The sequence below is a fragment of the Microbacterium californiense genome, assembly GCF_047246625.1.
In the GTDB taxonomy this organism is placed as follows: domain Bacteria; phylum Actinomycetota; class Actinomycetes; order Actinomycetales; family Microbacteriaceae; genus Microbacterium.
Genome location: NZ_JBFOKQ010000001.1, coordinates 118,871 through 145,748, shown reverse-complemented (window position 1 = coordinate 145,748; position 26,878 = coordinate 118,871). Strand labels below are relative to the sequence as shown.

Annotated in this window: 23 protein-coding genes; all 23 read right to left on the bottom strand. The window is 70.7% G+C overall.

What is annotated here, in order from left to right:
* Nucleotides 1–62: 62 nt before the first annotated feature.
* A complete protein-coding gene (gene gmk, locus AB3M82_RS00720) occupies nucleotides 63–971 on the bottom strand; it encodes a guanylate kinase (RefSeq protein WP_412954850.1) in 909 nt (302 codons plus the stop codon).
* Entirely contained in the window at nucleotides 964–1,809 is an 846-nt protein-coding gene (gene pyrF / locus AB3M82_RS00715) for an orotidine-5'-phosphate decarboxylase (protein ID WP_412954848.1), read from the bottom strand. The genes gmk and pyrF overlap by 8 nt, the downstream gene beginning before the upstream one ends.
* Complete coding sequence (gene carB / locus AB3M82_RS00710) at nucleotides 1,806–5,093, bottom strand: carbamoyl-phosphate synthase large subunit (RefSeq protein WP_412954845.1); 3,288 nt, start codon at nucleotides 5,091–5,093, stop codon at nucleotides 1,806–1,808. Before carB ends, pyrF begins: the two co-directional genes overlap by 4 nt.
* Complete coding sequence (gene carA / locus AB3M82_RS00705; protein WP_412954842.1) at nucleotides 5,093–6,235, bottom strand: glutamine-hydrolyzing carbamoyl-phosphate synthase small subunit; 1,143 nt, start codon at nucleotides 6,233–6,235, stop codon at nucleotides 5,093–5,095. Before carA ends, carB begins: the two co-directional genes overlap by 1 nt.
* A complete protein-coding gene (locus tag AB3M82_RS00700) occupies nucleotides 6,232–6,744 on the bottom strand; it encodes a PH-like domain-containing protein (protein WP_412954839.1) in 513 nt (170 codons plus the stop codon). Before AB3M82_RS00700 ends, carA begins: the two co-directional genes overlap by 4 nt.
* On the bottom strand, nucleotides 6,741–8,045 hold the full coding sequence (locus AB3M82_RS00695; RefSeq protein WP_412954837.1) for a dihydroorotase: 1,305 nt from the start codon (nucleotides 8,043–8,045) through the stop codon (nucleotides 6,741–6,743). The genes AB3M82_RS00700 and AB3M82_RS00695 overlap by 4 nt, the downstream gene beginning before the upstream one ends.
* A complete protein-coding gene (locus AB3M82_RS00690) occupies nucleotides 8,042–9,007 on the bottom strand; it encodes an aspartate carbamoyltransferase catalytic subunit (protein WP_412954834.1) in 966 nt (321 codons plus the stop codon). Before AB3M82_RS00690 ends, AB3M82_RS00695 begins: the two co-directional genes overlap by 4 nt.
* Entirely contained in the window at nucleotides 9,004–9,534 is a 531-nt protein-coding gene (gene pyrR / locus AB3M82_RS00685; protein ID WP_412954832.1) for a bifunctional pyr operon transcriptional regulator/uracil phosphoribosyltransferase PyrR, read from the bottom strand. The genes AB3M82_RS00690 and pyrR overlap by 4 nt, the downstream gene beginning before the upstream one ends.
* 83 nt (nucleotides 9,535–9,617) lie before the next feature.
* Nucleotides 9,618–11,195: a Rieske 2Fe-2S domain-containing protein gene (locus AB3M82_RS00680; protein WP_412954829.1), complete on the bottom strand. Its 1,578-nt coding sequence runs from the start codon at nucleotides 11,193–11,195 to the stop codon at nucleotides 9,618–9,620.
* A gap of 148 nt (nucleotides 11,196–11,343) precedes the next feature.
* On the bottom strand, nucleotides 11,344–14,304 hold the full coding sequence (locus AB3M82_RS00675; protein WP_412954826.1) for a DEAD/DEAH box helicase: 2,961 nt from the start codon (nucleotides 14,302–14,304) through the stop codon (nucleotides 11,344–11,346).
* Between the two features lie 46 nt (nucleotides 14,305–14,350).
* Entirely contained in the window at nucleotides 14,351–14,761 is a 411-nt protein-coding gene (gene nusB / locus AB3M82_RS00670; protein WP_412954824.1) for a transcription antitermination factor NusB, read from the bottom strand.
* A gap of 3 nt (nucleotides 14,762–14,764) precedes the next feature.
* Nucleotides 14,765–15,325, bottom strand: a complete 561-nt coding sequence (efp, locus tag AB3M82_RS00665) for an elongation factor P (RefSeq protein WP_412954821.1) — start codon at nucleotides 15,323–15,325, stop codon at nucleotides 14,765–14,767.
* Nucleotides 15,326–15,397: 72 nt separating this feature from the next.
* Entirely contained in the window at nucleotides 15,398–15,835 is a 438-nt protein-coding gene (locus AB3M82_RS00660; protein WP_412954819.1) for a type II 3-dehydroquinate dehydratase, read from the bottom strand.
* The gene (gene aroB / locus AB3M82_RS00655; protein WP_412954817.1) at nucleotides 15,832–16,920 is read right to left on the bottom strand and encodes a 3-dehydroquinate synthase; all 1,089 of its coding nucleotides are present in this window, start codon (nucleotides 16,918–16,920) and stop codon (nucleotides 15,832–15,834) included. The genes AB3M82_RS00660 and aroB overlap by 4 nt, the downstream gene beginning before the upstream one ends.
* Nucleotides 16,917–17,435, bottom strand: coding sequence for a shikimate kinase (locus AB3M82_RS00650; protein ID WP_412954814.1), 519 nt, complete (start codon nucleotides 17,433–17,435; stop codon nucleotides 16,917–16,919). The genes aroB and AB3M82_RS00650 overlap by 4 nt, the downstream gene beginning before the upstream one ends.
* A complete protein-coding gene (gene aroC, locus AB3M82_RS00645; RefSeq protein WP_412954811.1) occupies nucleotides 17,419–18,648 on the bottom strand; it encodes a chorismate synthase in 1,230 nt (409 codons plus the stop codon). Before aroC ends, AB3M82_RS00650 begins: the two co-directional genes overlap by 17 nt.
* A 43-nt stretch (nucleotides 18,649–18,691) precedes the next feature.
* Complete coding sequence (locus tag AB3M82_RS00640; RefSeq protein WP_412954808.1) at nucleotides 18,692–19,531, bottom strand: shikimate dehydrogenase family protein; 840 nt, start codon at nucleotides 19,529–19,531, stop codon at nucleotides 18,692–18,694.
* Nucleotides 19,518–21,095, bottom strand: coding sequence for an endolytic transglycosylase MltG (mltG, locus tag AB3M82_RS00635; RefSeq protein ID WP_412954805.1), 1,578 nt, complete (start codon nucleotides 21,093–21,095; stop codon nucleotides 19,518–19,520). The genes AB3M82_RS00640 and mltG overlap by 14 nt, the downstream gene beginning before the upstream one ends.
* 2 nt (nucleotides 21,096–21,097) lie before the next feature.
* On the bottom strand, nucleotides 21,098–21,571 hold the full coding sequence (gene ruvX, locus AB3M82_RS00630) for a Holliday junction resolvase RuvX (protein WP_412954802.1): 474 nt from the start codon (nucleotides 21,569–21,571) through the stop codon (nucleotides 21,098–21,100).
* Nucleotides 21,568–24,228: an alanine--tRNA ligase gene (gene alaS / locus AB3M82_RS00625; RefSeq protein WP_412954799.1), complete on the bottom strand. Its 2,661-nt coding sequence runs from the start codon at nucleotides 24,226–24,228 to the stop codon at nucleotides 21,568–21,570. Before alaS ends, ruvX begins: the two co-directional genes overlap by 4 nt.
* 57 nt (nucleotides 24,229–24,285) lie before the next feature.
* Nucleotides 24,286–24,474 (bottom strand): hypothetical protein, encoded by a 189-nt coding sequence (locus AB3M82_RS00620; RefSeq protein ID WP_412954796.1) that lies wholly within the window; start codon nucleotides 24,472–24,474, stop codon nucleotides 24,286–24,288.
* Between the two features lie 120 nt (nucleotides 24,475–24,594).
* The gene (rpsD, locus tag AB3M82_RS00615; protein ID WP_412954793.1) at nucleotides 24,595–25,224 is read right to left on the bottom strand and encodes a 30S ribosomal protein S4; all 630 of its coding nucleotides are present in this window, start codon (nucleotides 25,222–25,224) and stop codon (nucleotides 24,595–24,597) included.
* Between the two features lie 213 nt (nucleotides 25,225–25,437).
* Nucleotides 25,438–26,817, bottom strand: coding sequence for a replication-associated recombination protein A (locus tag AB3M82_RS00610; RefSeq protein ID WP_412954790.1), 1,380 nt, complete (start codon nucleotides 26,815–26,817; stop codon nucleotides 25,438–25,440).
* Nucleotides 26,818–26,878 lie beyond the last annotated feature (61 nt).

The following is a 26,878-nucleotide window of genomic DNA, read 5'->3' as shown; positions in this document are numbered from 1 at the left end:
TGAGACCTCCTGATCGGGCGACGGGATCGTCGCGAAGACGGTGCACAGGCACGCGAGAGGACTCAGCGCGCAGAGCTTGAAGACAATTCTACGACCTCGCCGGCCGCCGCGGCGACGTCCTCGTTCACGACGAGGTGGTCGAACTCGTTCTGCGCCGCGAGCTCGACCTTCGCGGTGCGCAGTCGGCGGGACCGCTCCTCGGCATCCTCGGTGCCTCGACCGACCAGCCGGTGCACGAGCTCGTCCCAGCTCGGGGGCAGCAGGAAGATGAGCGTGGCGGAGGGCTCGGCGGCGCGGACCTGCCGCGCCCCCTGCAGGTCGATCTCGAGCAGGACGGTCTTGCCCTCGGCCAGCGCGGCGTCGATCGGCGCTCGGGGGGTGCCGTACCGCGACCGGTTGTGCACCACGGCGTACTCGAGCAGCTGCCCCTCGTCGATCAGACGATCGAACTCGGCGTCGTCGACGAAGTAGTAGTGCACCCCGTCGACCTCGCCGGGGCGCGGCGCGCGCGTCGTGGCCGAGACCGACAGATGGATCTCGGGGTGGTGCTCGCGGATGTGCGCGGCGACCGTGCCCTTCCCGACGGCCGTCGGACCGGCGAGGACGAGCAGGCGGCTGCGCGAGCCCTGCGGACGCGCCTCGGGGAAGCGTCCGTCGAGCCACGCCTGGAGGGCCGCCCGCTGACGGACTCCGAGCCCGCCGAGACGCTTCACGGGCGAGATGCGGAGCTCGTCGAGCACCCGGTCCTTCTTGCCGGCGCCGATCGCGGGCAGAGCGAGCAGGAAGTCCGTGATCCGCATGGACCCGGCGACGGACTCGGGGTCGTCGGTCGCGCGACGCAGGACGGTCTGCGGCGAGACGACGCGCGTGGTCAGGTCGCGCTTGAGCGAGGCGCGCGCACGCCGCCGCTCCACGGCCTTCCTCGCCGCGGCGGCACGATCCACCTCGGGGACGATGCGTTCCTCAGCCATGCAGGGCCTCCTGGTACTGCTCGACGCGCGCCTGGACGGCGGACGCCAGCCGGTCGGGGCCGGCGACGAGCACGCTGCGGCTCTCGCTGGCGATCACGCAGCCCGACATCGCGCCGAAACGCGCCCGCAGGTCGGCGGGCTGCGCGCCCTGGGCACCGAAGCCGGGCGCCAGGATCGGCGCCGGGGGCGTGAACGCGGAGATCGCGGCATCCGACCAGTCCACCGTCGCCCCGATGACGAAGCCCGCGCTCCCCCACGCGTCACCCTGCACGTCTCGGGCGTTGCGGCTCGAGACCTCGGCGATCACGCCGGCGGCGACCGTGCGGCCGGACTCATCGGTCGATCGCTGCAGCCCCTCCGCCTCGCGGTTGCTGGTCGTGGCGAGCACGAACAGCCCCTTGCCGTGCTCGCGGGCGAGAGCGGATGCGCCGTCGAGCGCACCGACGCCGAGATACGGGTTCACGGTGAGCGCATCCGCCTCGAGCGGCGCACCGGGCGTCAGCCAGGCGGCGGCGTAGGCGTCCATGGTCGTGCCGATGTCGCCGCGCTTCGCATCCGCGATGACGAGGATGCCGGCCGCGCGGGCGGCGGCGAGCACGTCCTCCAGTGCCGCGTAGCCCGCCGATCCGAAGCGCTCGAAGAACGAGACCTGCGGCTTCACGAACGCGACGCGGTCGGCCGCGGCATCCACCGCGCGCAATCCGAACTCGCGCACCCCGGCGGCATCGGCCGGCAGCCCCCACGAGCCCAGCAGCGACTCGTGAGGGTCGATGCCGACGCAGAGCGGACCCCGGGCCGCGATACCGGCCCGGGCCCGTTCGCCGAACGCTGCGCTCACACGCCCGCCTTCCGGTCCTGCGCGTACTCCTGGAGGCTCTTCACGTCGAAGCCCTCGTCGGCCGCGTCCATGCCGCTCACGGCCGCACCGAGCACGGCCATGGTGGTGAACAGCGCCTTGTCGGCGGCGACCGCGGCCGCGCGGATCTCGTAGCCGTCGGCGCGAGCCGCGCCCCCGGACGGCGTGTTCACCACGATGTCGATGGCGCCGTCGTTGATCAGGTCGACGATGTTCTCGGCGCCCGACTCCTGCGTCTCGCTGTACTTCTCCACGACCGTCACGGCGATGCCGTTGCGGGAGAGGATCTCGGCCGTGCCCTCGGTCGCGACGATCGTGAACCCGAGCTGCTGCAGCCGGTGCGCGGGCAGGATCACGGCGCGCTTGTCGGAGTCGGCCACCGAGATGAAGACCGTGCCCGCGGTGGGCATGCCCCCGTAGGCCGCCGCCTGGCTCTTCGCGAACGCGGTCGGGAAGTCCTTGTCGAAGCCCATGACCTCTCCGGTCGAGCGCATCTCCGGGCCGAGGACCGAGTCGACGATCTTGCCGTCCTTGGTGCGGAAGCGCTTGAACGGCAGCACGGCCTCCTTCACCGCGACCGGGGACCCCAGCGGCACGCGCGACCCGTCGTTCGCCGGCAGCAGGCCCTCGGCCTTGAGCTCGGCGATGGACGTGCCGGTCATGATGCGGCTGGCGGCCTTGGCGAGGGGGATGCCGAGTGCCTTCGACACGAACGGCACGGTGCGGCTCGCGCGCGGGTTCGCCTCGATGACGTAGAGCACGCCGGCGCTGATCGCGAACTGCACGTTCAGGAGGCCGCGCACGCCGACGCCCGAGGCGATGCCGAGCGTTGCCTCGCGGACACGGTCGATGTCGCTGCGTCCGAGGGAGATCGGCGGCAGGGTGCAGCTCGAGTCGCCGGAGTGGATGCCGGCCTCCTCGAGGTGCTCCATCACGCCGCCGATGTACAGCTCCGTGCCGTCGAAGAGCGCGTCGACGTCGATCTCGATCGCGTCGTCGAGGAAGCGGTCGACCAGCAGCGGCTTGCCCTCCTCGATGACGACCTCGCCCGCCGTGCGCACGAAGTAGTCGCGCAGGCTCTCCGAGTCGTAGACGATCTCCATGCCGCGTCCGCCGAGCACGAAGCTCGGGCGCACGAGCACCGGGAAGCCGATGTCCTCGGCCACCGCGACGGCACCGTCGACGTCGATCGCCGTTCCGTGGCGCGGCGCCACCAGACCCGCCGCGCCGAGGATCCCGCTGAAGAGCGCCCGCTCCTCGGCGAGGTCGATGGCGTCTGGGCTCGTGCCGAGCACCGTGTACCCCGCCGCCTCGATGCCCTTGGCCAGGCCGAGCGGCGTCTGACCGCCGAGCTGGCAGACGACTCCGAGGATCGTCCCGCTCGCGGACTCCGCGTCCAGCACCTCCAGGACGTCCTCGAGCGTCAGCGGCTCGAAGTACAGGCGGTCGGACGTGTCGTAGTCGGTCGAGACGGTCTCCGGGTTGCAGTTGACCATGATGGTCTCGAACCCGGCATCCGACAGCGCGAACGAGGCATGTACGCAGGAGTAGTCGAACTCGACGCCCTGCCCGATGCGGTTCGGTCCCGAGCCGATGATGACGACCTTGGTGCGGTCGGACGGCGCGACCTCGGTCTCGGCGTCGTAGCTCGAGTAGTGGTACGGCGTGAGCGCCGGGAACTCGCCGGCGCAGGTGTCGACCGTCTTGTAGACGGGGCGGATGCCGAGGCCGTGACGCACTCCGCGGATCTCCGCCTCGGTCTCGCCGCGGATCTCCGCGAGCTGCGCATCCGAGAAGCCGTGCTCCTTGGCGTAGCGGACCGTGGCGGCGTCGAGCTCGGGCGCGGTCCGCACCAGCTCGGCGACCTCGTTGATGAGCACGATCTGGTCGAGGAACCACGGGTCGATGGCGGTGGCCTCGAACGCCTGCTCGATCGACGCGCCCTTGCGCAGCGCCTGCTGCAGCACGACGATGCGCCCGTCGGTCGGCGTCTTGGCGATCTCCAGGAGCTCCTCGACGGACCGCTCCTCGGGGCCCCAGTGGAAGCTGGACCCGCGCTTCTCGAGCGAGCGCAGCGCCTTCTGCAGCGCGGTCGCGTAGTTGCGGCCGATCGCCATGGCCTCGCCGACGGACTTCATGGTCGTGGTGAGCGTCACGTCCGCCGCGGGGAACTTCTCGAACGCGAACCGCGGCACCTTGACGACGACGTAGTCGAGCGTCGGCTCGAAGCTCGCAGGCGTCACGCCGGTGATGTCGTTCGGGATCTCGTCCAGGCGGTATCCCAGCGCCAGCTTCGCCGCGAGCTTCGCGATCGGGAAGCCGGTGGCCTTCGAGGCGAGGGCGCTCGAGCGCGACACACGGGGGTTCATCTCGATGACGATGATGCGCCCGTTCTCGGGGTTCACCGCGAACTGGATGTTGCACCCGCCGGTGTCGACGCCCACCGCGCGGATGATGTCGATGCCGATGTCGCGGAGGCGCTGGTACTCGCGGTCGGTCAGCGTCAGCGCGGGCGCGACCGTGATGGAGTCACCGGTGTGCACGCCGACGGGGTCGACGTTCTCGATCGAGCAGACGACGACCGTGTTGTCGGACGTGTCGCGCATGAGCTCGAGCTCGTACTCCTTCCAGCCGAGGATCGACTCCTCCAGCAGCACCTCGCTGGTGGGCGAGTCGTGGAGGCCCGCGCCGCCGATGCGCCGCAGGTCTTCCTCGTCGTAGGCGAAGCCCGACCCCAGTCCCCCCATGGTGAAGCTGGGGCGGACCACGAGCGGGTATCCGAGCTTCTCGGCTCCGGCGAGCAGCTCGTCCATCGAGTGGCAGATGACGGAGGCGGCCACGTCCGCGCCGGCCTCGATCACGAGCTCTTTGAAGATCTGGCGGTCCTCGCCCTTCTTGATCGCGTCGACCTTGGCGCCGATCAGCTCCACGCCGTACTTGGCGAGGATGCCGCGCTCGTCGAGCGCCATGGCGGCGTTGAGGGCGGTCTGCCCGCCGAGGGTCGGCAGGATGGCGTCCGGCTTCTCCTTGGCGATGATCGTCTCGATCACCTCGGGCGTGATCGGCTCGACGTAGGTCGCGTCGGCGAAGTCCGGGTCGGTCATGATCGTTGCCGGGTTGGAGTTCACGAGGATGACGCGTACGCCCTCCTCGCGGAGGACGCGGCACGCCTGGGTGCCGGAGTAGTCGAACTCGCACGCCTGACCGATGACGATCGGGCCGGAGCCGATGACGAGGACGGAGGTGATGTCGTCGCGCTTGGGCATTACTTGGCGTCCTTCTGGGTCGCGACGACCAGGTCGCGGAACCGGTCGAAGAGGTAGTTGGCGTCGTGCGGGCCGGCGGCCGCCTCGGGGTGGTACTGCACGGAGAAGGCCGGGATGTCGAGGGCGCGGAGGCCCTCCACCACGTTGTCATTCAGGCCGACATGGCTGACCTCGACGCGACCGTACCCGTGCGGGCTCTCGAAGGAGCCCTCGAGCGGCGCCTCGACGGCGAAGCCGTGGTTGTGCGCGGTGATCTCGACGCGCCCGGTCGTCTTGTCGAGAACCGGCTGGTTGATCCCGCGGTGTCCGAAGGGCAGCTTGTACGTGCCCAGGCCGAGGGCGCGGCCGAGCAGCTGGTTGCCGAAGCAGATGCCGAAGAACGGCAGCCCGTCGTCCAGCACGGCGCGCAGCAGCTCGACGTGGTCGCCGGATGCCGCGGGGTCGCCGGGTCCGTTCGAGTAGAAGACCGCCACCGGGTCGATCGCGCGGATCTCGTCGATCGTCACGTCCTGGGGCAGCACGTGGACCTCGAAGCCGCGGGCGGCGAGGTTGTCGATGGTGGCCTGCTTGACGCCGAGGTCGAGGACCGCGAGGTTCCCCACCTTCTCCCCCATGGCCGTCGTGATGGTCACGGCGTCGACCGACACCTCCGCCGAGAGGTTGCGGCCGGTCATCTCCGGTGCCTCGCGCACGATCCGCAGCTGCTCCTCCGCGTCCAGGTCGGCGTCCGCACCGGAGAAGACGCCGCCGCGCATCGAGCCGGCCGAGCGGACGTGCCGGGTGATGGCGCGGGTGTCGATCCCGCTGATGCCGACGATGCCGTCCTGCAGGAGGATCTCGTCGAGCGAGGCGTTGGCGCGCCAGTTGGAGACGACGCGCGAGGGGTCGCGGACGATGTACCCGGCGACCCAGATACGGCGGGACTCCGTGTCCTCGTCGTTCATGCCGGTGTTGCCGATGTGCGGCGCCGTCTGCAGGACGATCTGGCCGGCGTAGGACGGGTCGGTCAGCGTCTCCTGATAGCCGGACATGCCGGTGGCGAAGACGACCTCGCCGAGCGTCGTGCCGCGGGCGCCGTACGCGCGGCCGACGTGACGGGTGCCGTCTTCCAGGACGAGGACGGCGGTTTCGGGAAGAGTCATGAGGTGGCTCCTGAATCGGGGGCGGCGGGTACGAGCCGCTGCAGGTCGGAGATGAGTGCTCGGGGGTCGCCGTCGACGACGCGCAGGTACGAGTCGACGGTCGTGTCGTCGTCGGGCCGCCACGAGATGCGGACGAGCCCGCCCGGTTCGACCACGCGGTCGATCGTCACGGTCGCCCGGTCGACGTCGGCGAGGCGGGACGAGGCGAGGAAGACGGTCGGGGCCCCGTCGAGGCAGAGCGCCACACCACGGTCGGTCACCGCGACCTCGCCGCGGGCGCGATACGCCAGAGGAGAGATCGCGAGGCGCTCGAGCGGCTGGTCGTGCTTCGTGGTGGACACGTAGAGCACTTCCCGCCGGGCGAGGACCTCGGCGTGCTCGGGCACCCCCAGGGGGGCGACGATCGCGGAGTCCCGCCGCTGTCGTCGTCGCCAGGCGAGGAACATCGACAGGAGCACCAGCAGCGCGACGGCGATCGTGATCGCGATCGCGATGTCCCGGGCGCTCACGCGTTCAGCCCTTCGACGACGGCACCGGAGTCCACGGTCACACGCCCGTGGTGCACCGTGAACTCGACGCGGCCGGGCAGCGCACGGCCGAGATAGGGCGAGTTGGTGCTGCGCCCGTGCAGGTCGGCCTCCGTGAACACGCCGTCCACCGCGGCGTCGTAGAGGGCGAGCTGCGCCGGCTGCCCCACCGCGAGCGGCGTGCCGTGACCCGTCAGTCGACCGATCCGCGCGGGCGCCGCGCTCATGACACGGGCGACGTCCGCCCAGTCGAGGAGCCCGGTCTGCACCATGGCCTGATGGACCACGCGCAGGGCGCTCTCGAGCCCGACCATCCCGTTCGCGGCGGCCTGCCACTCGCAGGCCTTGTTCTCGCTGGGGTGCGGGGCGTGGTCCGTCGCCACGATGTCGATCGTGCCGTCGGCGAGTCCCTCGCGGACGGCCCGCACGTCCTCCTCGCGGCGGAGCGGCGGATTGACCTTGAAGCGGGCGTCATAGCCCCGCACGAGCTCGTCGGTCAACAGGAGGTGGTGCGGCGTGACCTCGGCCGTCACCGCGATCCCGCGCTTCTTGGCCCAGCGGATGATGTCGACCGAGCCGGCCGTCGAGAGGTGGCAGACGTGCAGACGGGACCCGACGTGCTCCGCGAGCAGCACATCGCGCGCGATGATCGACTCCTCCGCGACCGCGGGCCAGCCCGTGAGTCCGAGCTCCGCCGAGACGGCGCCCTCGTTCATCTGGGCGCCCTCCGTCAGCCGCGGGTCCTGGGCATGCTGGGCGATCACGCCGTCGAAGGACTTCACGTACTCGAGTGCGCGGCGCATGATGAGCGGGTCGAACACGCAGAAGCCGTCGTCGCTGAAGACGCGCACCCGGGCACGGGAGGCGGCCATCGCCCCCAGCTCGGCGAGGCGCTCGCCCTTCTGCCCGACGGTGACCGCGCCGATGGGCTGCACGGTGGCGTACCCCGCCGCCTCGCCGAGGGCGAGCTCCTGCTCGACCACGCCGGCGGTGTCGGCCACGGGTGAGGTGTTGGGCATGGCGAACACGGCGGTGAAGCCGCCCGCCGCGGCAGCGCGGGTGCCCGACAGGATCGTCTCGGACGCCTCGTAGCCGGGTTCGCGCAGATGGGTGTGCAGATCGACCAGCCCGGGCAGCGCCACCAGCCCGTCGGCGTCGATGGCGCGCGCTCCTGCACGGCTCAGACCGTGGCCGATCTCGGCGATGACGCCGTCTTCGATCACGATGTCGGCGCTCTCGGCACCGAGCAGCTGCGCACCGGTGATGACGAGGGTCTCGCTCACAGGTCTCCCCCTCGTTCGTCGTCTCGTTCTCCTGCCAGCAGCAGGTACAGCACCGCCATGCGCACGGACACCCCGTTCGCGACCTGCTCCAGCACGGTGGAGCGAGGCGAATCCGCAGCCTCCGAGGAGATCTCCAGTCCGCGGTTCATGGGTCCGGGGTGCAGGACAATGCTACCGTCCGGCAGGCCGGCCGTGCGCCGCGCGTCCAGGCCCCACCGCCGCGAATACTCCCGCTCAGTCGGGAAATACGCTGCGTTCATGCGCTCCAGCTGGATGCGCAGCATCATCACCGCGTCGGGACCCTCGGCCAGCGCCTCGTCGAGGTCGAAGAGCACGCGCACCGGCCACTGGCTCACGTTCTGCGGGACGAGCGTCGGCGGCGCCACCAGCGTGACCTCCGCGCCGAGTGCGGTGAGCAGCCAGACGTTCGAGCGCGCGACGCGCGAGTGCAGCACGTCGCCGACGATCACGACCCGGAGGCCCGCGAGGTCTCGGCCGCGGCTGTCCGCGCCGTAGCGCCGCTTGCGCATGGTGAACGCGTCGAGGAGCGCCTGCGTCGGGTGCTCGTGCGTCCCGTCGCCCGCGTTCACGACGCCGGCAGAGATCCACCCGCTGGTCGCGAGGGTCTGCGGTGCTCCGGAGCCGGGGTGCCGGATGACGACGGCATCCGCTCCGATGGCCTCGAGGGTCTGCGCCGTGTCCTTCAGGCTCTCGCCCTTGGACACGCTGGATCCCTTCGCGGCGAAGTTGATGACGTCGGCGGAGAGCCGCTTGGCCGCAGCCTCGAACGAGATGCGGGTGCGGGTGGAGTCCTCGAAGAAGAGGTTCACGACCGTCTTGCCGCGCAGGGTGGGGAGCTTCTTGATCTCGCGGGACTGGGTGCCGGCCATGTCCTCGGCGACGTCGAGGATGCGCAGCGCGGTCGCGCGGTCGAGGGTGCGGGTGTCGAGGAGGTGCCTCATTCGCCGATCGTCACCTCCTCGATCCCGTCGGTCTCGCGCAGGCGCACGTTGACGCGCTCGCTGCGGGCGGACGGGATGTTCTTGCCGACGAAGTCGGGGCGGATCGGGAGCTCGCGGTGGCCGCGGTCGACGAGGATGGCCAGGCGCACGACGGCGGGCCGCCCCACCGACTGGATGGCGTCGAGGGCGGCGCGGATGCTGCGGCCCGAGAAGAGCACATCGTCGACGAGCACCACGGTCTTGCCGTCGACGCCGCCGGACGGGATGTCGGTCGGATGCGGCGACCGGGTCGGATGCTGGGCGAGATCGTCGCGGAACAGAGTGACGTCGAGCGCTCCGACCGGGACGGGGCGTCGGGCGATGTCACGGATCAGCGCCCCGAGGCGATCGGCGAGGGTCACGCCGCGAGTGGGGATCCCCAGCAGGACGAGGTCGTCCGCTCCGCGGTTGGATTCGAGGATCTCGTGCGCGATGCGGGTCAGCGCCCGCGAGATATCGGCTTCGTGCAGGACGGTGCGTGCACTCATCAGCCGCTCCCTTCTCCGCCTCACAGGACGGTGTTAAAGGTTGCTTGCTCCGCCAGTCTAGCGGGGCTCCGTGCGAGCGACGGTCAGCTGGCCTCGGCGAGCACGTCGTCCGTGACGTCGTCGATCTTCGACGATCGGATCGGGTGGCCGCTCGTCGACAGGCAGCGCCCGGTCTTCAGGTCCCACTTCCAGTCGTGCATGCTGCAGGTCAGGATGCCGTCGCCGTCCACCGTGCCCGTGCGGGTGAGGTCCGCGCGCAGGTGGGGGCAGCGACGCTGGACCACCCACTCGCCGATCTCGGCGTCCTCGGTCTGATCCGTCTGCTCCTGGTACCAGTTCTCGACGTACTCGATCCGATCGACCGAGAGGCACTTGAGGAACGTGGTGAGGAACTCGTTGAACTTGCCGCTGCGGCCCACGTGGAACTGCATGGACAGGAAGATCGAGTTCGACCAGTCGATCTCGTGGTCGCGGATGTTCGTCGACACCAGGTCGGCGGGGATCGTGTACCAGTACACGCACTCCTCCCCCGCGTACTCGCGCACCTTGGCGCGCGGGAAGTCGACGACCATGTCGAGGTCGCCGATGCGGAACCGGACGTTGCCGCCGACACCGAGACGGATCGTGCGCGACTTCTTCAGCAGCGGCTCCCACCACTCCTTCAACGCCGCGAGGATCTCCTGCGGCGGAAGCGGCTCGGCCCGGGTGGCCTCCTCGTCGCGGATCTCCTGCTGCCGGCTCGCGCGCTGCGACTCGAGGTAGTCCCACTTCTCGTCGAAGATGTGCGCGATCTCGGCATCCGTGTAGAGCGTCTGCTCGGTCGCGACCCGGCCGCCCTCGACGGTCACCACGGTGCCGGGAATGAACAGCTGGCCGTCGTACTGCGGCGCGAGCTCCTTCATGTGCTCGAGGAACTGCTTCTGATCGGTGAAGATCGACTCGCCGTTGCGGCCCATGCCGTTGAAGTCGAAGAGCTCGTCCCGGAGGAACATCGGCGGACCGGCCATCGGGAAGACGTGCGGCGCGTCGACCTTCTCGATGTAGTACATGGCGCGCTTGTTCTGCGCCTCGCGCTTAAGGCGGGCGAAGTTCTGCTTCGCGTCGAGCGGCAGGTCGTAGACCATGGGCCACCAGATGGCCCCCGACACCTGCGTGAAGTACGCGTCGGGCTTGCCGAAGTGCAGGAGCTTCTCGAGGTCCAGGGGGTGCGAGTCGTTCTGGTTCAGCACCGATCCGGTGCCGTCGTCGACGCTGAGCGAGGAGTCGCCGATCGGACCGTCGCTGGGGGCGCGCAGCGGCGTGATCATCAGTTTCAGGTCGCCCCGCTGGATGATCTCGCCCGCCGGCGCGTGAGTGATGTTGGTGTAGCCGAGCGCGCGGATGTCCTGCTCGAGATCGTCGATCGGGTACTCGGGCAGCAGGACCTCGATGTCCTTGCGGATGTAGCGCTCGAGCAGCTTCGGGTCGAAGTGGTCGCGGTGGCGGTGCGAGATGTACAGGAAGTCCGCGTCGCGGCCGAAGCGCTCCCAGTCGAGCGCCCGGTTGTCGGGGAACGGGAACCACGAGCCGAAGAACGAGGGACCGAGCACCGGGTCGCAGATGATGTTGCCGCCGACCGTCTCGATGAACATCCCGGCATGGCCGAGTCCCGTGATCCGCATGTGTGCTCCTCCTGGTGCATACCCGGGCGCCACGAAACGGCCGCCCATCTGGACCCACCGAGTCTACCCGCGTGCTCCTGGGCGTCCGCGGCGACCGGGCCGGGGAAAACGGTCCCGCCCGCGCCGGGACCGCCGGACCCCGCGCAGCTCAGTCGTCGAACAGCCCGCGGATGTCGTCGGCGGTGAGCGACTGCGCGAACAGCGCGTCGTCGTCGAGGACGGCCGTGAACAGGCGCGCCTTGCGACGCTGCAGCTCGAGCACCTTCTCCTCGATCGTCCCGGTCGCGATCATCCGGTAGACGAAGACCTGGGCCCACTGACCGATCCGGTGCGTCCGGTCGATCGCCTGCGCCTCGGCGGCAGGGTTCCACCACGGGTCGAGGAGGAAGACGTAGTCGGCCTCGGTCAACGTGAGTCCGAACCCGCCCGCCTTGAGGCTGATGAGGAACACCGGCTGCACGCCGTCGCGGAAGCCGTCGACGATCTCCTGCCGGCGGAGCGACGACCCGTCGAGGTGGGCGAACGGGATGCCGGACGCCGAGAGCCGCTCCGCGGCCATGTCGAGGAAGGAGGTGAACTGACTGAAGACCAGGGCGCGATGGCCCTCCGCCTGCAGCTCGGCGACGCGCTCGAGGAGCACGTCGAGCTTTCGCGAGCCGATCCGCGCATCCTTCGGATCGATGAGGGCCGGTGCCAGGCTCAGCATCCTCAGCAGGGTGAGCGAGCGGAAGACGATGAACCGCGTGCGGTCGAGGTCGGGAAGCAGGCCGAGGACCTTCTGCCGCTCGCGCTGCAGCACCGCCTCGTAGAGCGCGCGGTGGGAGGCGCTGAGCTCGACCTCGAGCACCTGCTCCTGCGTGGGCGGGAGCTCGGAGGCGACGAGCTCCTTCGTGCGCCGCAGCACCAGCGGACGGATGCGGCGGCGCAGCTGCTGCAGGCGGCGCTGGCGATACGCGCCCCCCTCCTCGTTCTCGGGCACCTTGCCCTGCTCGATCGGCTGGATGTAGCGCTCGCGGAACGTCCGCGCCGAGGGGAACAGCCCGGGTGCCGTGAGATGGAGGAGCGCCCAGAGCTCGGAGAGCCCGTTCTCGAGGGGCGTCCCCGTCACGGCGAACGTGACGTCGGAATTCAGCCCCTCGATCGCGCGGTGCAGCCGGGTCGCGGGATTCTTGACGAACTGCGCCTCGTCGAGGATCACGCCGGCCCACTCCACGGCGGCGAAGGCGTCCTGATCGAGCCGGGCGATCGCGTAGGTGGTGACGATCAGGTCGGCGTGGAACGGCTCGGCGAGTCCGGACGCCCGCGTCGCGCCGCGCACCTGCACGGTCAGGCCGGGGGCGAACCGCGCCGCCTCGCTCTGCCAGATGGCCACGACCGACGTGGGGGCGATCACGAGGAACGGCCGCGTCTCCCCCATCTCGCGGGCGTGGGCGATGAGGGCGAGCAGCTGCAGGGTCTTGCCCAACCCCATGTCATCCGCCAGGATGCCGCCCAGCCGGTGCTGCCAGAGGAAGGCCAGCCAGTCGAATCCGTCCTTCTGGTACGGCCGGAGGACGGCATCCAGTCCCCGCGGGACGGGGGTCGACGGGACCGCACCCGCGTCGCGGAGACCGTCCGCCGTCCTCCGCCAGGACGCCGCCGGGAGCGACTCGTCGGCGAGGTCCTCGAACTCGGCCCAGAGATCGGTCTGATACCGGCTGAGGCGGGGCCCGGTCTCCCATTCGTCGAGCTGCGCCGCTTCGTCGAGCAGCTCGCGGAGACGGTCCAGCGCGGGATGCTGCAGCGAGAAATAGCTCCCGTCGACGAGCAGCAGCTTCTTGCGACCCTTGGTGAGCGCCGTGAACAGCGGCTCGAAGGGGATCACGCGCCCGTCGATGCGCACGAGGATGCCGAGGTCGAACCAGTCCGGATCGGGCGACTCGAGCGTCGAGACGGTGACCTCGGGCTCCCCGGTCAGCTCCTGGTACGTCTTGCGGCGCCCGGCCACGACGACCGAGACGCCTTCCGCTTCGAGCCGGGGCGCCGCGTGCGTCACGAACTCCGCCGCCTCCACGTCGTGGAACGCCCCCTCCTCGGTGAGGGGCTCCCCGACGAGACCCTCCCAGACGGCCGCGAGCGGTTCGCGCAGGGCGGCCTCGGCGGCGGGGTCGCGCACGGCGTCGTCCGTCGGGGCGAACGGCACCCGTCCGAATCCCGGGTACTCCCATTCCAGCGTGTACTTCACCGTGTCGCCGCGATGGAACGAGAGCAGGAGGACCGGTCGAGGCAGCGGGAGGGCCGGAAGCTCGACGCGGCCCTGCGTCCGGATCTCGATCCGCCGGGCGAGCAGCGGGTAGGCCTCGCGCAGGAACGTCGCCTCGTCCTCGCGGGGGACGATCACCGGACCGCCCGCCGAGGCCAAAGCGTGCACCGCGTCTCCCGCGGCGACCTCGGCGAGCACGACGCGCAGCCGAGCGCCGTGCACCGACACCGCGTACAGGCCGCTCCGCCCGATCGGGCGGACCTCGGTGGGGTCGTCCGTCTCGCCGTCGAGCAGCACGCGGGGAGTCACCACCAGGTCGCCCTCGTCGTCGCGGCTCACGGTCGCCTCGACGCGTGCGCCGGAGGCGAGGATCACCTCGGTGCTCTTCTGGTTCGCCACCACGGGGATGCCGAGCGCCGCCGCGCGGCGGAGATGAGTCCACAGGAGCCGGGACTCGAGCTGATCGACGAGCAGCCAGTCCCCCGCGGTGCCCGAGAGGAGCGAATCGCGCGCGATGCTGAGCAGGTCCGCGAACCATCGCGACCGCTCGCGGCCGTAGCGGGCGGACGACCGTCGCACGAGGTCCCATGTCGCCGAACCCTGGATCCAGGCGCCGGTGGCCTCACTCCGCTCGAGGGGGCGGAGACCCAGCAGGATCTCGCCGGTGCGCCGGACGACGTCGCGCGCCGTCGCCGCGCGCTGGGGTCGTGCGGCCCACGGGTGGGCGCCGCGACCGTCGCGATGGCGCAACTCGACGCCGAGCGCCAGCGGGACGACGTCACCCTCGTCCTCGGCTCCGAGCAGGACGCGCCAGCCGCGGCCGGGATCGCCAGGGCGCGGGTGCGACGGGTCGAGCGGAAGGACCATCGCACCATCCTCTCGCCGACCGCCGACACCCGCGGTTCGAGCCGGGTCAGGCGGCGCGGGACACCCGCGCCAGGACGCCGTGCACGAAGGCGCCGGAGTCGTCGGTGGAGAACTCCTTGGCGAGTTCGACCGCCTCGTCGATCGCGACTGCCGTCGGGATCTCGTCGTTGAAGAGGATTTCCCAGACGCCGATGCGCAGCAGGGCGCGGTCGACGGCGGGCATCCGCTCGAGCTTCCAGTCGCGGCTGTGGGTCGTGATCTGCTCGTCGATCTCGTCGCGATGGTCGATGATGCCGTCGACGATCTCCCGTGCGTAGAGCCAGGAGGCCTCACGCGCCGGCTCGCTGGCCGCGCGCTTCGCCTCGGCGGCCAACGCGACGGCCACGTCGTCGCCGCGGACGTCGGCGGAGAACAGGATGTCGAGTGCGCGCTTGCGCGCCTTCGTGCGGGCGCTCACGCCTTACTTCTCGCGACCGAGGTACTCGCCCGTGCGGGTGTCGACCTTGACCTTGGTGCCCGTCTCGAGGAAGAGCGGCACCTGGATCTCGTACCCCGTCTCGAGGGTCGCGGGCTTCGTGCCGGCGGAGGAGCGGTCGCCCTGCAGGCCCGGCTCGGTGTACGTGACCTCGAGGATGACGGAGGCCGGAAGATCGATGTACAGCGGGTTGCCGTTGTTCAGCGCGATCGTGACCTGCTGGTTCTCCAGCAGGAAGTTCTTCGCGTCGCCGACCGTCGCCGCGCCGACCGTGATCTGGTCGTAGTCGGTGGCGTCCATGAAGACGAAGCCGTCGCCATCCGTGTAGAGGTAGGTGAAGTCGCGGCGGTCGACGTTCTCGATGTCGATCTTGGCCCCGGCGTTGTACGTGCGGTCGACGACCTTGCCCGACACGACGTTCTTCAGCTTGGTGCGCACGAACGCGCCGCCCTTGCCGGGCTTGACGTGCTGGAACTCGATGACGCTCCAGAGCTGACCGTCGATGCTGAGGACGACGCCGTTCTTGATGTCTGCGGTAGATGCCATGTGCGGGGAGTTCCGTTCGTTGTGGTTTGCGCGGCTGCCCTCGACAGGCTCGGGAAGGGCCGACAGTCGATTCTAAGGGATGAGCGCGACGAGCCGACGCACGGCCTCGGCGTAGCCCGCGGCGCCCTGGCCGATGACCCGCACGGCGGCCACGTCGTGGAGGAAGGAATGATGGCGGAAGGCCTCCCGCGCATAGACGTCCGAGATGTGCACCTCCGCGAACGGCAGCGCGACCCCCGTGAGGGCGTCACGCAGCGCGACGGAGGTGTGGGTGAGCCCGCCGGGATTGATCACGATCCCCCGGCAGTCCGCGCGGGCATCGTGGATCGCATCGATGAGCACGCCCTCGTGATTGCTCTGGAGCGCGCGCAGGTCGTAGCCCTCCGCCGCAGCGGCCTCCGCAGCGATCCGTTCGACGTCCGCGAGCGTGGCGGTGCCGTACACGTCGGGCTCGCGCGTGCCCAGCAGGTTGAGGTTCGGACCGTTGAGAAGCAGCAGCCGCGGCGTCACGCGCCGACCTCCTGGTACGCCGCGAACAGCAGCGACTCGTCGGGCGCCTGCAGCACGGTCGGCTTGGCGATGTCGTCCAGCACGATGAAGCGCAGCATCCCGCCGCGGCTCTTCTTGTCGCGCTGCATCGTGGCGAGCAGCTGCGGCCACGCGCCGGCGCGGTACGAGGTTGGCAGGCCGAGGCTCTCGAGGATGCTCCGGTGCCGCGACGCGGCGTCGTCGGAGAGCCGCCCCGCCAGTCGCGAGAGCTCTGCGGCGAACAGCATCCCCACCGAGATGGCGGCACCGTGACGCCACCGGTAGCGCTCCGCGTGCTCGATGGCGTGACCCAGCGTGTGGCCGTAGTTGAGGATCTCGCGCTGCCCGGCCTCCCGGAAGTCCTCCGAGACCACGGCCGCCTTCATGCCGATCGCCAGCTCGACCGCACGGCGGAACTCCTCTGTCGTCGGATCGACTGCGCGGGCGGGATCCGCCTCGACGATGTCGAGGATCTCGGGCGCCCAGATGAGCCCCGCCTTGACCACCTCGGCGAAGCCGGCCGTCGCCTCGTTCGGGCTGAGGCTGGTGAGCTCGTCCAGGTCTCCGATCACGGCACGCGGCGCCCAGAACGCCCCCACGAGGTTCTTCCCCTCCGCGGTGTTGATGCCCGTCTTGCCGCCGATCGCCGCGTCCACGAGCCCGAGGACGGTCGTCGGCACGTGGACGACCTGGATGCCGCGCAGCCACGTCGCCGCGACGAACCCGGCCACGTCCGTGACCGCCCCGCCGCCGTAGCCGATCACCGCGTCGGTGCGGGTGAAGTCCGCCTGGCCCATGACCTGCCAGCAGAAGGCCGCGACCTCGATGCGCTTGCCCTGCTCGGCGTCGGGGATCTCGGCCAGGAGCACCTCGCGCGGACCGTTCTCCGTGTCGGCCAGCAGCCGGTCGCGCAGCTCCGCGGCCCGTGCCGCGAGCGTGGGCGGGTGCACGACGAGGATCTTGCGCACCCCCGGGGCGATGGCCGACGAGACCCGGTCGAGGATGCCGCGTCCCACCGCGATGTCGTAGGGCTCTCCGCCGCTGACGGTGATGGTCGTCGTGCTCATCGCTGTTCTCTCCTCCATGCCGCGATCTCGTCCGCGATCTTCTGCATCGGTCGTCGGGACGTGTCGAAGGTCGCCGAGGCGACCTCCTCGTACCATTCTCGGCGCTGCGCGAAGATCGAGCTCCAGCGCTCCACCGGATCGTCGCCCTCGAGCAGCGGACGTCCACTCCCGCGGATCCGCTCGGCCACGGCGTCCGGCTGCACCGTCAGGAAGACGACGGGGAGCTCCCGCAGCAGGGCGCGCGTGGCCGCGTCGGTGACCGCCCCTCCGCCGAGCGAGATCACGCCGCCCTCGGCGAGAGCCGTCGCCACGGCCGCCCGCTCCAGCTCTCGGAAGTACGGCTCGCCGTGTTCCGCGAAGATCGCCGGGATCGGTCCGTGCTCCGCCACGATGCGCTTGTCGGTGTCGACGAAGGGCACGTGCAGCCGCCGAGCCACCCGCCGCCCCACGCTGGTCTTGCCCGCGGCCATCGGGCCGACGAGCACCAGCGTGAGGGGGTCAGCCCCGCTCGTCATGCGCGATGAGCGCGGCCTCGGAGGCCGGCGCGGTGCGCAGCTCGTCGGGGATGCCGGCGAGATAGCCGTCCAGGTTGCGGCGGGTCTCGCGGATGCTGTCGCCGCCGAACTTTTCGAGCACGGCCCGGGCGAGTTCGATCGCCACCATCGCCTCGGCGACGACACCGGCCGCGGGCACGGCGCACACGTCCGATCGCTGGTGGTGGGCAGTGGCGTCCTCGCCGGTGGCGATGTCGATCGTGCGGAGGGCGTGCGGCACTGTGGCGATGGGCTTCATCCCCGCCCGGACGCGCAGGACGGTGCCGGTCGACATCCCGCCCTCGGTCCCTCCGGCCCGGTCCGACCCGCGGGCGATGCCGTCGTCGGTGGCGAACAGCTCGTCGTGGGCTGCGGAACCGCGGCGGCGGGTCGTCTCGAAGCCGTCGCCGACCTCGACGCCCTTGATCGCCTGGATGCTCATGAGCGCCTGCGCGAGCCGCGCATCGAGACGACGATCCCAGTGCACGTGCGAGCCCAGCCCCGGGGGCAGACCGTACGCGAGCACCTCGACGATGCCGCCGAGCGTGTCGCCGTCCTTCTTCGCGTCCTCCACCTCGGCGACCATCAGGGCCGACGTCGCGGCGTCGAAGCAGCGCAGCGGATCGGCGTCGAGCGCGTCGACGTCGTCGGGGGTCGGCAGCGCCGCCCCGTCCGGGACGCGGACCGGGCCGATCGACAGGGTGTGGCTCACGAGACGGATGCCCAGCTCGTGGAGGAAGGAGCGGGCGACGGCTCCCAGAGCCACGCGCGCCGCCGTCTCGCGGGCGCTGGCCCGCTCCAGGATCGGCCGCGCCTCGTCGAAGTCATACTTCTGCATCCCGACCAGGTCGGCGTGTCCCGGACGCGGCCGGGTGAGCGGGGCACCGCGGCCGCGGGACTTCTCCGTCAGATCCGTCGGCTCCGGATTCATGACCTCGATCCACTTCGGCCACTCGGTGTTGCCGATACGCAGGGCGATCGGGCTGCCCAGCGTCTTGCCGTGGCGCACGCCGCCGGAGATCGAGAGCTCATCCTGCTCGAACTTCATTCGCGAACCGCGGCCGTACCCGAGCTTGCGACGGGCGAGGTCGGCCTGGATGGCCTCGGACGACACCGGGATGCCGGAGGGCAGGCCTTCGATCACGGCGATAAGTTCGGGGCCGTGCGATTCGCCGGCCGTGAGCACGCGGAGCATTCGTCCAGTCTCCCACGCCTCGGCGGAGGTTCCGTGCCGCGTTTCAGGCGGGTTCGTCGAGGGCGCGGCGCATCGCCGCCACGACGGCGGCCTCGTCCGGCAGCGGGGCCGCGGGGTCGCCGTTCGCGAAGATTCGGATCTGGCGCACGGCCTGATGCAGCAGCATCCCGAGGCCCGAGACGACCGTCCGGTCTCCCCAGGATGACGCGAGGGCCGACGGCCACGGTGCGTAGGCGGCATCGAACAGCACACCGCCGCGCGCCGCCAGCCGGTCCGCGATGTCGTCCGGGAGCACCGTGCCGCTGGGCAGCGTCGCGATCGTCAGGTCGACCGCGTTCGCCGCTTCCGTGAAATCCGTGACCCGGCAGGCCACGCCGAGACGGCCGGCGATGGCACGGAGCGACGTCGCGCGCTCCGGATTCCGCGCCCGGATCTCTGCGCGGTCGGCGCCGAGCTCGACGGCCGCGACCAGCGCGGAGGCCGCGGTCGCGCCGGCACCGAGGATGCGCACCGCGCCGATCCCATGCACGCCCCGCTCCCCCAGCGCGTCCACGATCCCGCCCACGTCCGTGTTGAAGCCCGCCCGTCGCGCCCCGAGGAGGAGCGTGTTCACCGCGCCGGTGAGCTCGGCGTGGGCATCGCGGGTCGTCGCGGCGCGGAACGCCTCCTCCTTGAGCGGCATAGTGAGCGACAGCCCGCGCCAGCTGTCGTCCAGTGCATCCAGATGCGCCGAGAACTCCGCGGCGGCAACCCGACGGCGACCGTACTCCCAGTCGAGCCCGAGCACCGCGTAGGCGGCGGCGTGCAGTGCGGGCGATTTCGAATGCGCGATGGGGTCGCCCCAGACCGCGAGACGCGAGGTCACCGTCTCAGCAGCCGGCATCCGGATTCGCACGGCACCACTCGTGCCACTTGTCGATCCCGGCCTGGTGCTCTTCGTACGTCTCGGAGAACTGCGTCTCGCCGGTCGACAGGTTGATCGTGACGAAGTACAGCCACGGTCCGTCGGCGGGATGCATGGCCGCGTTGATCGCCGCGTCGCTCGGGCTCGCGATCGGGGTGACGGGCAGCCCCGTGTTGACGTAGGTGTTCCAGGGGTTCGGGTCTTCCAGGGCCTCCTGCGAGCTCGAGACCACGCCCTCGTGCAGCGAGCCGTACCCGTACTGCGCGGTGGAGTCCATCTGCAGCTTCATGTCGATGTCGAGCCGGTTCTGGATGACCCGCGACACCTTGTCGAAGTCGTCGGTGCGGCCCTCGCGCTGGATGATCGACGCGATGGTCAGCACGCGCTGGGCGTCGGCCTCCGGCACACCCGCGGTGGCGAGGGACTCGCGCGTGCGGTCCACCATGCGCTGGATGACCTGCACGGCGGTGACCTCCGGGTCGAAGGTGTACACGGCGGGGAACAGCCATCCCTCCAGGCTCTGCGCCGACACGCCGTAAGCCGCGGGGTCGGCCACCGCCGCCTGGAAGTCCTCGAGCGGGAGCCCCAGCGTCTCGGCCATGGCCGGCAGCGAGGAGGAGATCGTGGCGCCCTCCCCCATCGAGACGGTGTTCTCGAGCTTGTTCTCCTCGTCGCGGAGCGCCTCGAGCGCCGCCGCCGCGGTCATCTTCTCCTGCAGTCGGTAGACGCCCGGGTAGAACGTCACCGCGATGTTCTCGTCGATGAGGTAGTCGTAGAAGACGCCTTCGGTGCGGGTGACGCCCGCCTCGTAGAGCGCGGTCGAGACGGGTTGTCCCGTGTCGCCCTCCTTGATCGTGACGAAGACCTCGCCGGTCGCGAGACCCGGTTCCCAGTCGGTGGGCTCGCCACCTCCGAAGAACGCGCTGATCCTGTCACCGTAGGTGTTCATCGCCCAGACGCCCGCGGCGGCGATACCTCCGGCGATGGCGAGAACGACGATCAGGGCGATCAGGCACCCGCGTCGCCGCTTCCGGCGCGGGGTGTGCGTCGCCGCGGCGGCGTCGTCGGGAGAGACGAACAGGTCGTCCAGTCCCCCGCCGAGCCGGGGCTCGCTCGCCGGAGATGTGCTCCCGGCCGTGCGCGAGGCGCCCGCGTCGACCGGCATCGCCACCCGTCGCTCGGCGTCGTCGCCGGATGCCGCGCTCCGCGCTTCCGCGCGGGAATCGTCGTGCGGCCGGGACGCGACCGGTGTCGTCGACGCCGGCACCTCGTCGGGCTCGCCCGGCTCGACCCGGTCGCCGGCGGCGGGAACGGCGCTCGAGCGCGGGATGCCGGCATCCGCTCCGGTGTTCTCGGACGCGGGCCCGTTCTCCGGGCGCGGGGCGCGGGCGGCGGCTTCGCGCGCGGCCCGCCGAGAGCCCGGCGCGGGCGCGCTGTTGTCGGCCGTCGGGTGCTGGTGCGTGGGCTCGGGCAGGTTCGCGAACAGGTCGCCGAGGGGCGGCTGCGGCTCGCGCGCGGGCGAAGCACCATCACGTTCGGACATGTTCAGGGGTGCTCCTCGTCAAACGGGACAGCGGCGCCGGCCGGGTTTCCGGTGCTCTTCTCCATGTCGATCGCCTGCTGCAGCAGCACCACGGCGGCGACCTGATCCACAATGCTACGAGAGTTCTTCTGGTTTCGACCTGAAGAACGCAGGGCCGCGTGGGCGCTGACGGTGCTCAGGCGCTCGTCGACGAGTCGGACGGGGACCCCGGTGCGGTGTTGCAGGGCGGAGGCGAAGGACCGCGCATCGGCCGTCGACGCCGTGTCGGTGCCCTGTAGGTTCACCGGGAGTCCCACCACGAACTCCAGGGGTGCGAACTCGTCCGCGAGCTGCGAGATCCGGTCGAGCGAGTCGTCCGAGCGCGCGACCGTCTCCACCGGGACGGCGAGCATGCCGTCCGGATCGCAGCGGGCGACACCGATCCTCGCCCTGCCGACGTCGATGCCGAGGCGCACTCCGCGACGGAATCCGCTCACGCTGCGTGCAGCTCCTGGGCGACGGCCTCGAGCGCGGCGGGCAGAGCCGCGGCATCCGTCCCCCCGCCCTGCGCCACGTCGTCGCGTCCGCCGCCTCCGCCGCCGAGCACCCCGGCCGCGCGCTTCGCCAGCGCTCCGGCCTTCGCGCCGGCCGCCCGAGCAGCGTCGTTCGTGGCCACGACGACCACGGGCCGTCCGTTGACCACTGCGCCCAGCGCCACCACCGCGGCGTCGGAGCCGAGCCGGTCGCGCACGCCCAGCACGAGGTCGCGCACGTCGTCGGCCGACGCCAGCTCGCCCAGCGACTGCGCCGCCACCCGGAAGGCACCGACGCGCTGAGCGGCGTCGGCGATCGCCGGCACCTGCCCTGCGCGCTCCTTGGCCTCGAACTGCGCGATGCGCTTCTCCGCGGCCTTCAGGCTCGCGGCGAGGTCGGCGATCCGGTCGGGCAGCTGCTCGCGTGGGGTCTTCAGCGCCGAGGTGAGCTGCGAGACGATCGCCCGCTCCGCCGCCAGCTCGCGGAAGGCGTCCGCGCCGACCAGGGCCTCGATGCGCCGGTTGGAGGCCCCCACGGAGGACTCACCGACCAGACTCACCAGGCCGATCTCGGCGCTCGAACGAACGTGCGTGCCGGCGCACAGCTCGCGCGACCACGGCCCGCCGATGTCGACCATGCGCACGACATCGCCGTACTTCTCGCCGAACAGCGCCATGGCACCGGCATCCTTCGCCTCGTCGAGCGAGACGATCCGGGTGGTCACCTCGAGCGCGTCCTGCACCGCCCGGTTCGTGATGTCCTCGATCTCGGTGCGCGTGTCGGTCGACAGCGCCTGCGACCAGGTGAAGTCGAAGCGCATGTAGCCCGCGCGGTTGAGCGAGCCGGCCTGCGTCGCCGACGGGCCCAGCGTGTCGCGGAGCGCCGCGTGCACGAGGTGCGTGGCGGAATGCGCCTGACGGGCTGCGCGGCGGTTCGCGGCGTCGACGACCGTGGTGGCGCTGTCGGCGACCGCGACGCTTCCCCGCGTGACCTCGACCGTGTGGCTGATGAGGCCCGGGACCGGGCGCTGCACGTCCAGCACCTCGAGCTCGAACCCGGGGCCCACGATCGCGCCCTTGTCGGCGACCTGGCCGCCCGACTCGGCATAGAGCGTCGTCTCGGCGAGAACGACCTCGGCGATCTGCCCCTGCGACGCCGACGTGACGGTCTGACCGTCGACCAGGATGCCGAGGACGCGGGACTCCACCTCGAGCTCGGTGTAGCCGTCGAAGCCGGTCTCGCCGAGCGCGCGGAGGTCGCGGTACACCGAGACGTCGGCGAGCTGGCGCTTGCGGTTGCGGGCATCGGCCTTGGCGCGCGCCCGCTGCTCCTGCATCAGTGAGTCGAAAGCGGCGCGATCGACCTGAAGACCGGCCTCCTCAGCGACCTCGAGCGTGAGGTCGATCGGGAAGCCGTAGGTGTCGTGCAGGAGGAAGGCCTCGGACCCGCTCAGAGCGGACTTGCCGCCCTTCTTGGTCTCGTCGAGCGCGAGGTCCAGGATCGTGGATCCCTGGGCCAGGGTCCGCCGGAAGGTCTCCTCCTCGGCGAAGGCGGCGCTGGACAGCGTCGACCAGTCCGTCTCGAGCACCGGATAGGAGGCCTTCATCGCGTCGCGGGAGGCGGCGAAGAGCTCCGGGAAGACGGGCTCGTCGACACCGAGCAGTCGCATCGCCCGCACGGAGCGACGCATGAGCCGGCGCAGGATGTAGCCGCGGCCCTCATTGGACGGCCGCACGCCGTCGGACAGCAGCATCAGCGACGAGCGCACGTGGTCGGCGATGACGCGGAAGCGGACGTCGTCCTCGTGCACCTTGCCGTACGGGCGGCCCGAGAGCTCGACGGCGCGGTCGAGCACGGGACGCACCTGGTCTGTCTCGTACATGTTCTCGACGCCCTGCTTCAGGAAGGCGACGCGCTCGAGGCCCATGCCGGTGTCGATGTTCTTCTGCGGCAGCTCGCCGACGATGTCGAACTCCGTCTTCCCGCGGACGTTCTCGATGAAGTCCTGCATGAAGACGAGGTTCCAGATCTCCAGGAACCGGGAGTCGTCGGCGGCGGGACCGCCGTCCTTGCCGTAGGAGGGGCCGCGATCGAAGAAGATCTCCGAGTCGGGGCCGCCGGGGCCGGGCTGACCGGTGTTCCAGTAGTTGTCGGCGCGGCCGAGGCGCTGGATGCGCTCGGGCTTGAGGCCGATGATGTCGCGCCAGATCGACTCGGCCTCGTCATCCGTCTCGTAGACCGTGACCCAGAGGTCCTTCTCGTCGAAACCGAATCCGCCGTCCGACTCGGAGCAGGTCAGCAGCTCCCAGGCGTACCGGATCGCGCCCTCCTTGAAGTAGTCGCCGAACGACCAGTTGCCGAGCATCTGGAAGAACGTGCCGTGACGCGCGGTCTTGCCCACCTCTTCGATGTCGTTGGTGCGGATGCACTTCTGCACATCGGCGATGCGCGGGTGGGGTGAGGGCACGACGCCCGTGAGATACGGGATGAACGGCACCATGCCGGCCACCGTGAAGAGCAGCGAGGGGTCGTCGCTCACCAGCGAGGCGGAGGGGACGATGACGTGGTCGTTCTTCTCGAAGAAGTCGAGGTAGCGCTGCGCGATTTCCGCGGATTTCATAAAGGTGCCCGGATGTCCTAGGTCGGAGTGAGAGTGCCGCGCGGATGCGCGGGCGGGTCAGTGTGCGTCCGGCTCCGTGAGCCGGGCCTCCTGCGCGCGGTAGGCGTCGCCGATGAGTGCCGTGAACCCGTTGATGCGGGCGTCGACCTCGGCGAGGATGTCGTGGCCGCGCGGATCCTTGTTCATGAAATGCGCAGCGACGAACCCGCCGATCACACCGATCAGGAACCACAGCATGTTCTTCATGACGTCATCCTTGCCCTTGACCCGCGAAGGCGCGGTGTCTCCATCGTATGCAAAAACGACGAGAGGCGTCGGGTTGCCCCGACGCCTCTCGTGTGACCGCTGGATCAGCGATCGCTGGGCTCAGCGAGCCGCGTAGTACTCGACGACGAGCTGCACTTCACAGGTCACGGGGACCTCGGCGCGCTTCGGACGACGGACCAGGCGGGCCTGGAGCTTGTCGAGCTCGACCTCGAGATAGGCCGGGACGGCCGGCAGGACCTCGGCGTGACCGCCGGCGGCTGCGACCTGGAAGGGCTCGGTGCCCTCGCTCTTGGGCTTGACGTGGATGAGCTGGCCCGGCTTCACGCGGAAGGACGGGCGGTCGACGAGCTGCCCGTCGACGAGGATGTGACGGTGCACGACGAGCTGACGAGCCTGCGCGGTGGTGCGGGCGAAGCCCGAACGCAGCACGAGGGCGTCGAGACGCATCTCGAGGAGCTCGACCAGGTTCTCACCGGTCAGGCCCTCCTGACGACGGGCCTCGTTGAAGGTGTTGCGCATCTGCTTCTCGCGGATGCCGTACTGCTCGCGCAGACGCTGCTTCTCGCGCAGACGGACGGCGTAGTCGCTGTCGGCCTTGCGCTTCGTGCGGCCGTGCTCGCCGGGAGCGTAGGGACGCTTCTCGAGGTAGCGGGCGGCCTTCGGGGTGAGAGCGACGCCGAGGGCGCGGCTGAGGCGGACCTTGCGGCGGTCCTGGGACTTCGTGGTCACGAAGTTGTCCTTCCGATGACGTGGTCGCGTCTTTCGCGACTCACGGACGTATCACCGCGTTCTGCCTCGGGGCGCACGCCGGGGTGCCGTCGAGGTGGGGTGTGAACGAGGAGATGCCCGAAAACTCGGTTTCGAGCCGCTCAAGTCTATCAGACGGCCGCTCCCCCGCTGTCGGGCCGTCCCGACGGCGGTAGCCCGAGGGCCGACAGGGCCTCAGCGTCCGTCGAGGATGCGCCGGATGCGCTCCCATCGGGCCGAGACGTCGCGCTCGGCGCCGAGGCTCTTCGGCTCGTAGTACCGGCGGCCCTGCAGCTCGTCGGGCAAATACTGCTGCGAGACGATCCCGAACTCGCTGTCGTGGGGATAGACGTACCCGCGCCCGTGCCCCAGGCGCTTGGCGCCCGGGTAGTGGGCGTCGCGCAGATGCAGGGGGACGCGGCCGAACCCCCCGGCGCGGACGTCGGCGATCGCGGCGTCGATGCCGACGTAGGCGGCGTTCGACTTCGCCGTCGTCGCGAGGTAGACGGTCGCCTCGGCGAGGGGGATGCGCCCCTCGGGCATACCGATGAACGCCACGGCGTCCGCCGCCGCGACCGCGATGACGAGCGCCTGCGGATCGGCCAGCCCGATGTCCTCCGAGGCGGAGATGACCAGTCGCCGGGCGATGAACCTCGGGTCCTCGCCGGCTTCGATCATGCGGGCAAGGTAGTGCAGGGCGGCATCCGCGTCGGATCCTCGGATCGACTTGATGAACGCGCTGATCACGTCGTAGTGCTCGTCGCCCTGCCGGTCGTAGCGGAGGAGGGCGCGATCGACGGCCTGGGCCACATCGTCCGCCGTGACGTGCGGCACGGCGCCGCTCTTCCCGTTCTCCTTCCCCGTCTTGCCGCTCCGGCCCTTCGCCTCACCCGCTCCGCGCGAGAGGGCCACCGCGGCAGCGGCTTCCAGCCCCGTGAGCGCGCGCCGGGCGTCGCCCGACGCCAGGCGGATGAGCGCGGAACGGGCGTCGTCGTCGAGCGCCACCGCGCCGTCCAGTCCGCGGGCATCCGACACCGCACGATCCACGAGGACGCGGATGTCGTCGTCCGTCAGCGCCTGCAGAGTCAGGAGCAGGGAGCGGGACAGCAACGGAGAGATCACCGAGAACGAGGGATTCTCCGTGGTGGCCGCGATGAGGATCACCCAGCCGTTCTCCACGCCCGGCAACAGCGCGTCCTGCTGCGCCTTGGTGAAGCGGTGGATCTCGTCGAGGAAGAGGATGGTCGTCTGGCCGTAGAGGTCCCGCTGGGTGATCGCCTCCTGCATGACCTCCCGCACGTCCTTCACGCCGGCGGTGATCGCCGAGAGCTCCACGAAGCGCCGCCCGGAGGATCGGGCGATCGCCTGCGCGAGCGTCGTCTTGCCCGTGCCGGGCGGACCCCACAGGATGATCGACACGGCGCCCGGCGAGGAGGCCTCGGGATCGGCGAGGGCGACGATGGGCGAGCCCGCTCGGAGGAGATGCCGCTGACCGGCCACCTCGTCGAGCGAGGTCGGCCGCATGCGCACGGCGAGGGGCGTCTGCCCCGAGAGCAGAGCGGCGGCGGAGGTCATCCCCCCAGGCTAATGCGGGCGCCGGACGTTCACGGCGGTAGGCTCTCAGACGGCGTCGCGC

Bases quoted from the DNA above. Each gene is read 5' to 3' on its own strand.
- gmk (WP_412954850.1), bottom strand. From the start codon at position 971: ATGGCTGAGGAACGCATCGTCCCCGAGGTGGATCGTGCCGCCGCGGCG.
- carB (WP_412954845.1), bottom strand. From the start codon at position 5,093: ATGCCCAAGCGCGACGACATCACCTCCGTCCTCGTCATCGGCTCCGGC.
- carA (WP_412954842.1), bottom strand. From the start codon at position 6,235: ATGACTCTTCCCGAAACCGCCGTCCTCGTCCTGGAAGACGGCACCCGT.
- AB3M82_RS00690 (WP_412954834.1), bottom strand. From the start codon at position 9,007: ATGAGGCACCTCCTCGACACCCGCACCCTCGACCGCGCGACCGCGCTG.
- pyrR (WP_412954832.1), bottom strand. From the start codon at position 9,534: ATGAGTGCACGCACCGTCCTGCACGAAGCCGATATCTCGCGGGCGCTG.
- AB3M82_RS00680 (WP_412954829.1), bottom strand. From the start codon at position 11,195: ATGCGGATCACGGGACTCGGCCATGCCGGGATGTTCATCGAGACGGTC.
- AB3M82_RS00675 (WP_412954826.1), bottom strand. From the start codon at position 14,304: ATGGTCCTTCCGCTCGACCCGTCGCACCCGCGCCCTGGCGATCCCGGC.
- efp (WP_412954821.1), bottom strand. From the start codon at position 15,325: ATGGCATCTACCGCAGACATCAAGAACGGCGTCGTCCTCAGCATCGAC.
- aroB (WP_412954817.1), bottom strand. From the start codon at position 16,920: ATGAGCACGACGACCATCACCGTCAGCGGCGGAGAGCCCTACGACATC.
- AB3M82_RS00650 (WP_412954814.1), bottom strand. From the start codon at position 17,435: ATGACGAGCGGGGCTGACCCCCTCACGCTGGTGCTCGTCGGCCCGATG.
- aroC (WP_412954811.1), bottom strand. From the start codon at position 18,648: ATGCTCCGCGTGCTCACGGCCGGCGAATCGCACGGCCCCGAACTTATC.
- AB3M82_RS00640 (WP_412954808.1), bottom strand. From the start codon at position 19,531: ATGCCGGCTGCTGAGACGGTGACCTCGCGTCTCGCGGTCTGGGGCGAC.
- mltG (WP_412954805.1), bottom strand. From the start codon at position 21,095: ATGTCCGAACGTGATGGTGCTTCGCCCGCGCGCGAGCCGCAGCCGCCC.
- alaS (WP_412954799.1), bottom strand. From the start codon at position 24,228: ATGAAATCCGCGGAAATCGCGCAGCGCTACCTCGACTTCTTCGAGAAG.
- AB3M82_RS00620 (WP_412954796.1), bottom strand. From the start codon at position 24,474: ATGAAGAACATGCTGTGGTTCCTGATCGGTGTGATCGGCGGGTTCGTC.
- AB3M82_RS00610 (WP_412954790.1), bottom strand. From the start codon at position 26,817: ATGACCTCCGCCGCCGCTCTGCTCTCGGGGCAGACGCCCCTCGCCGTG.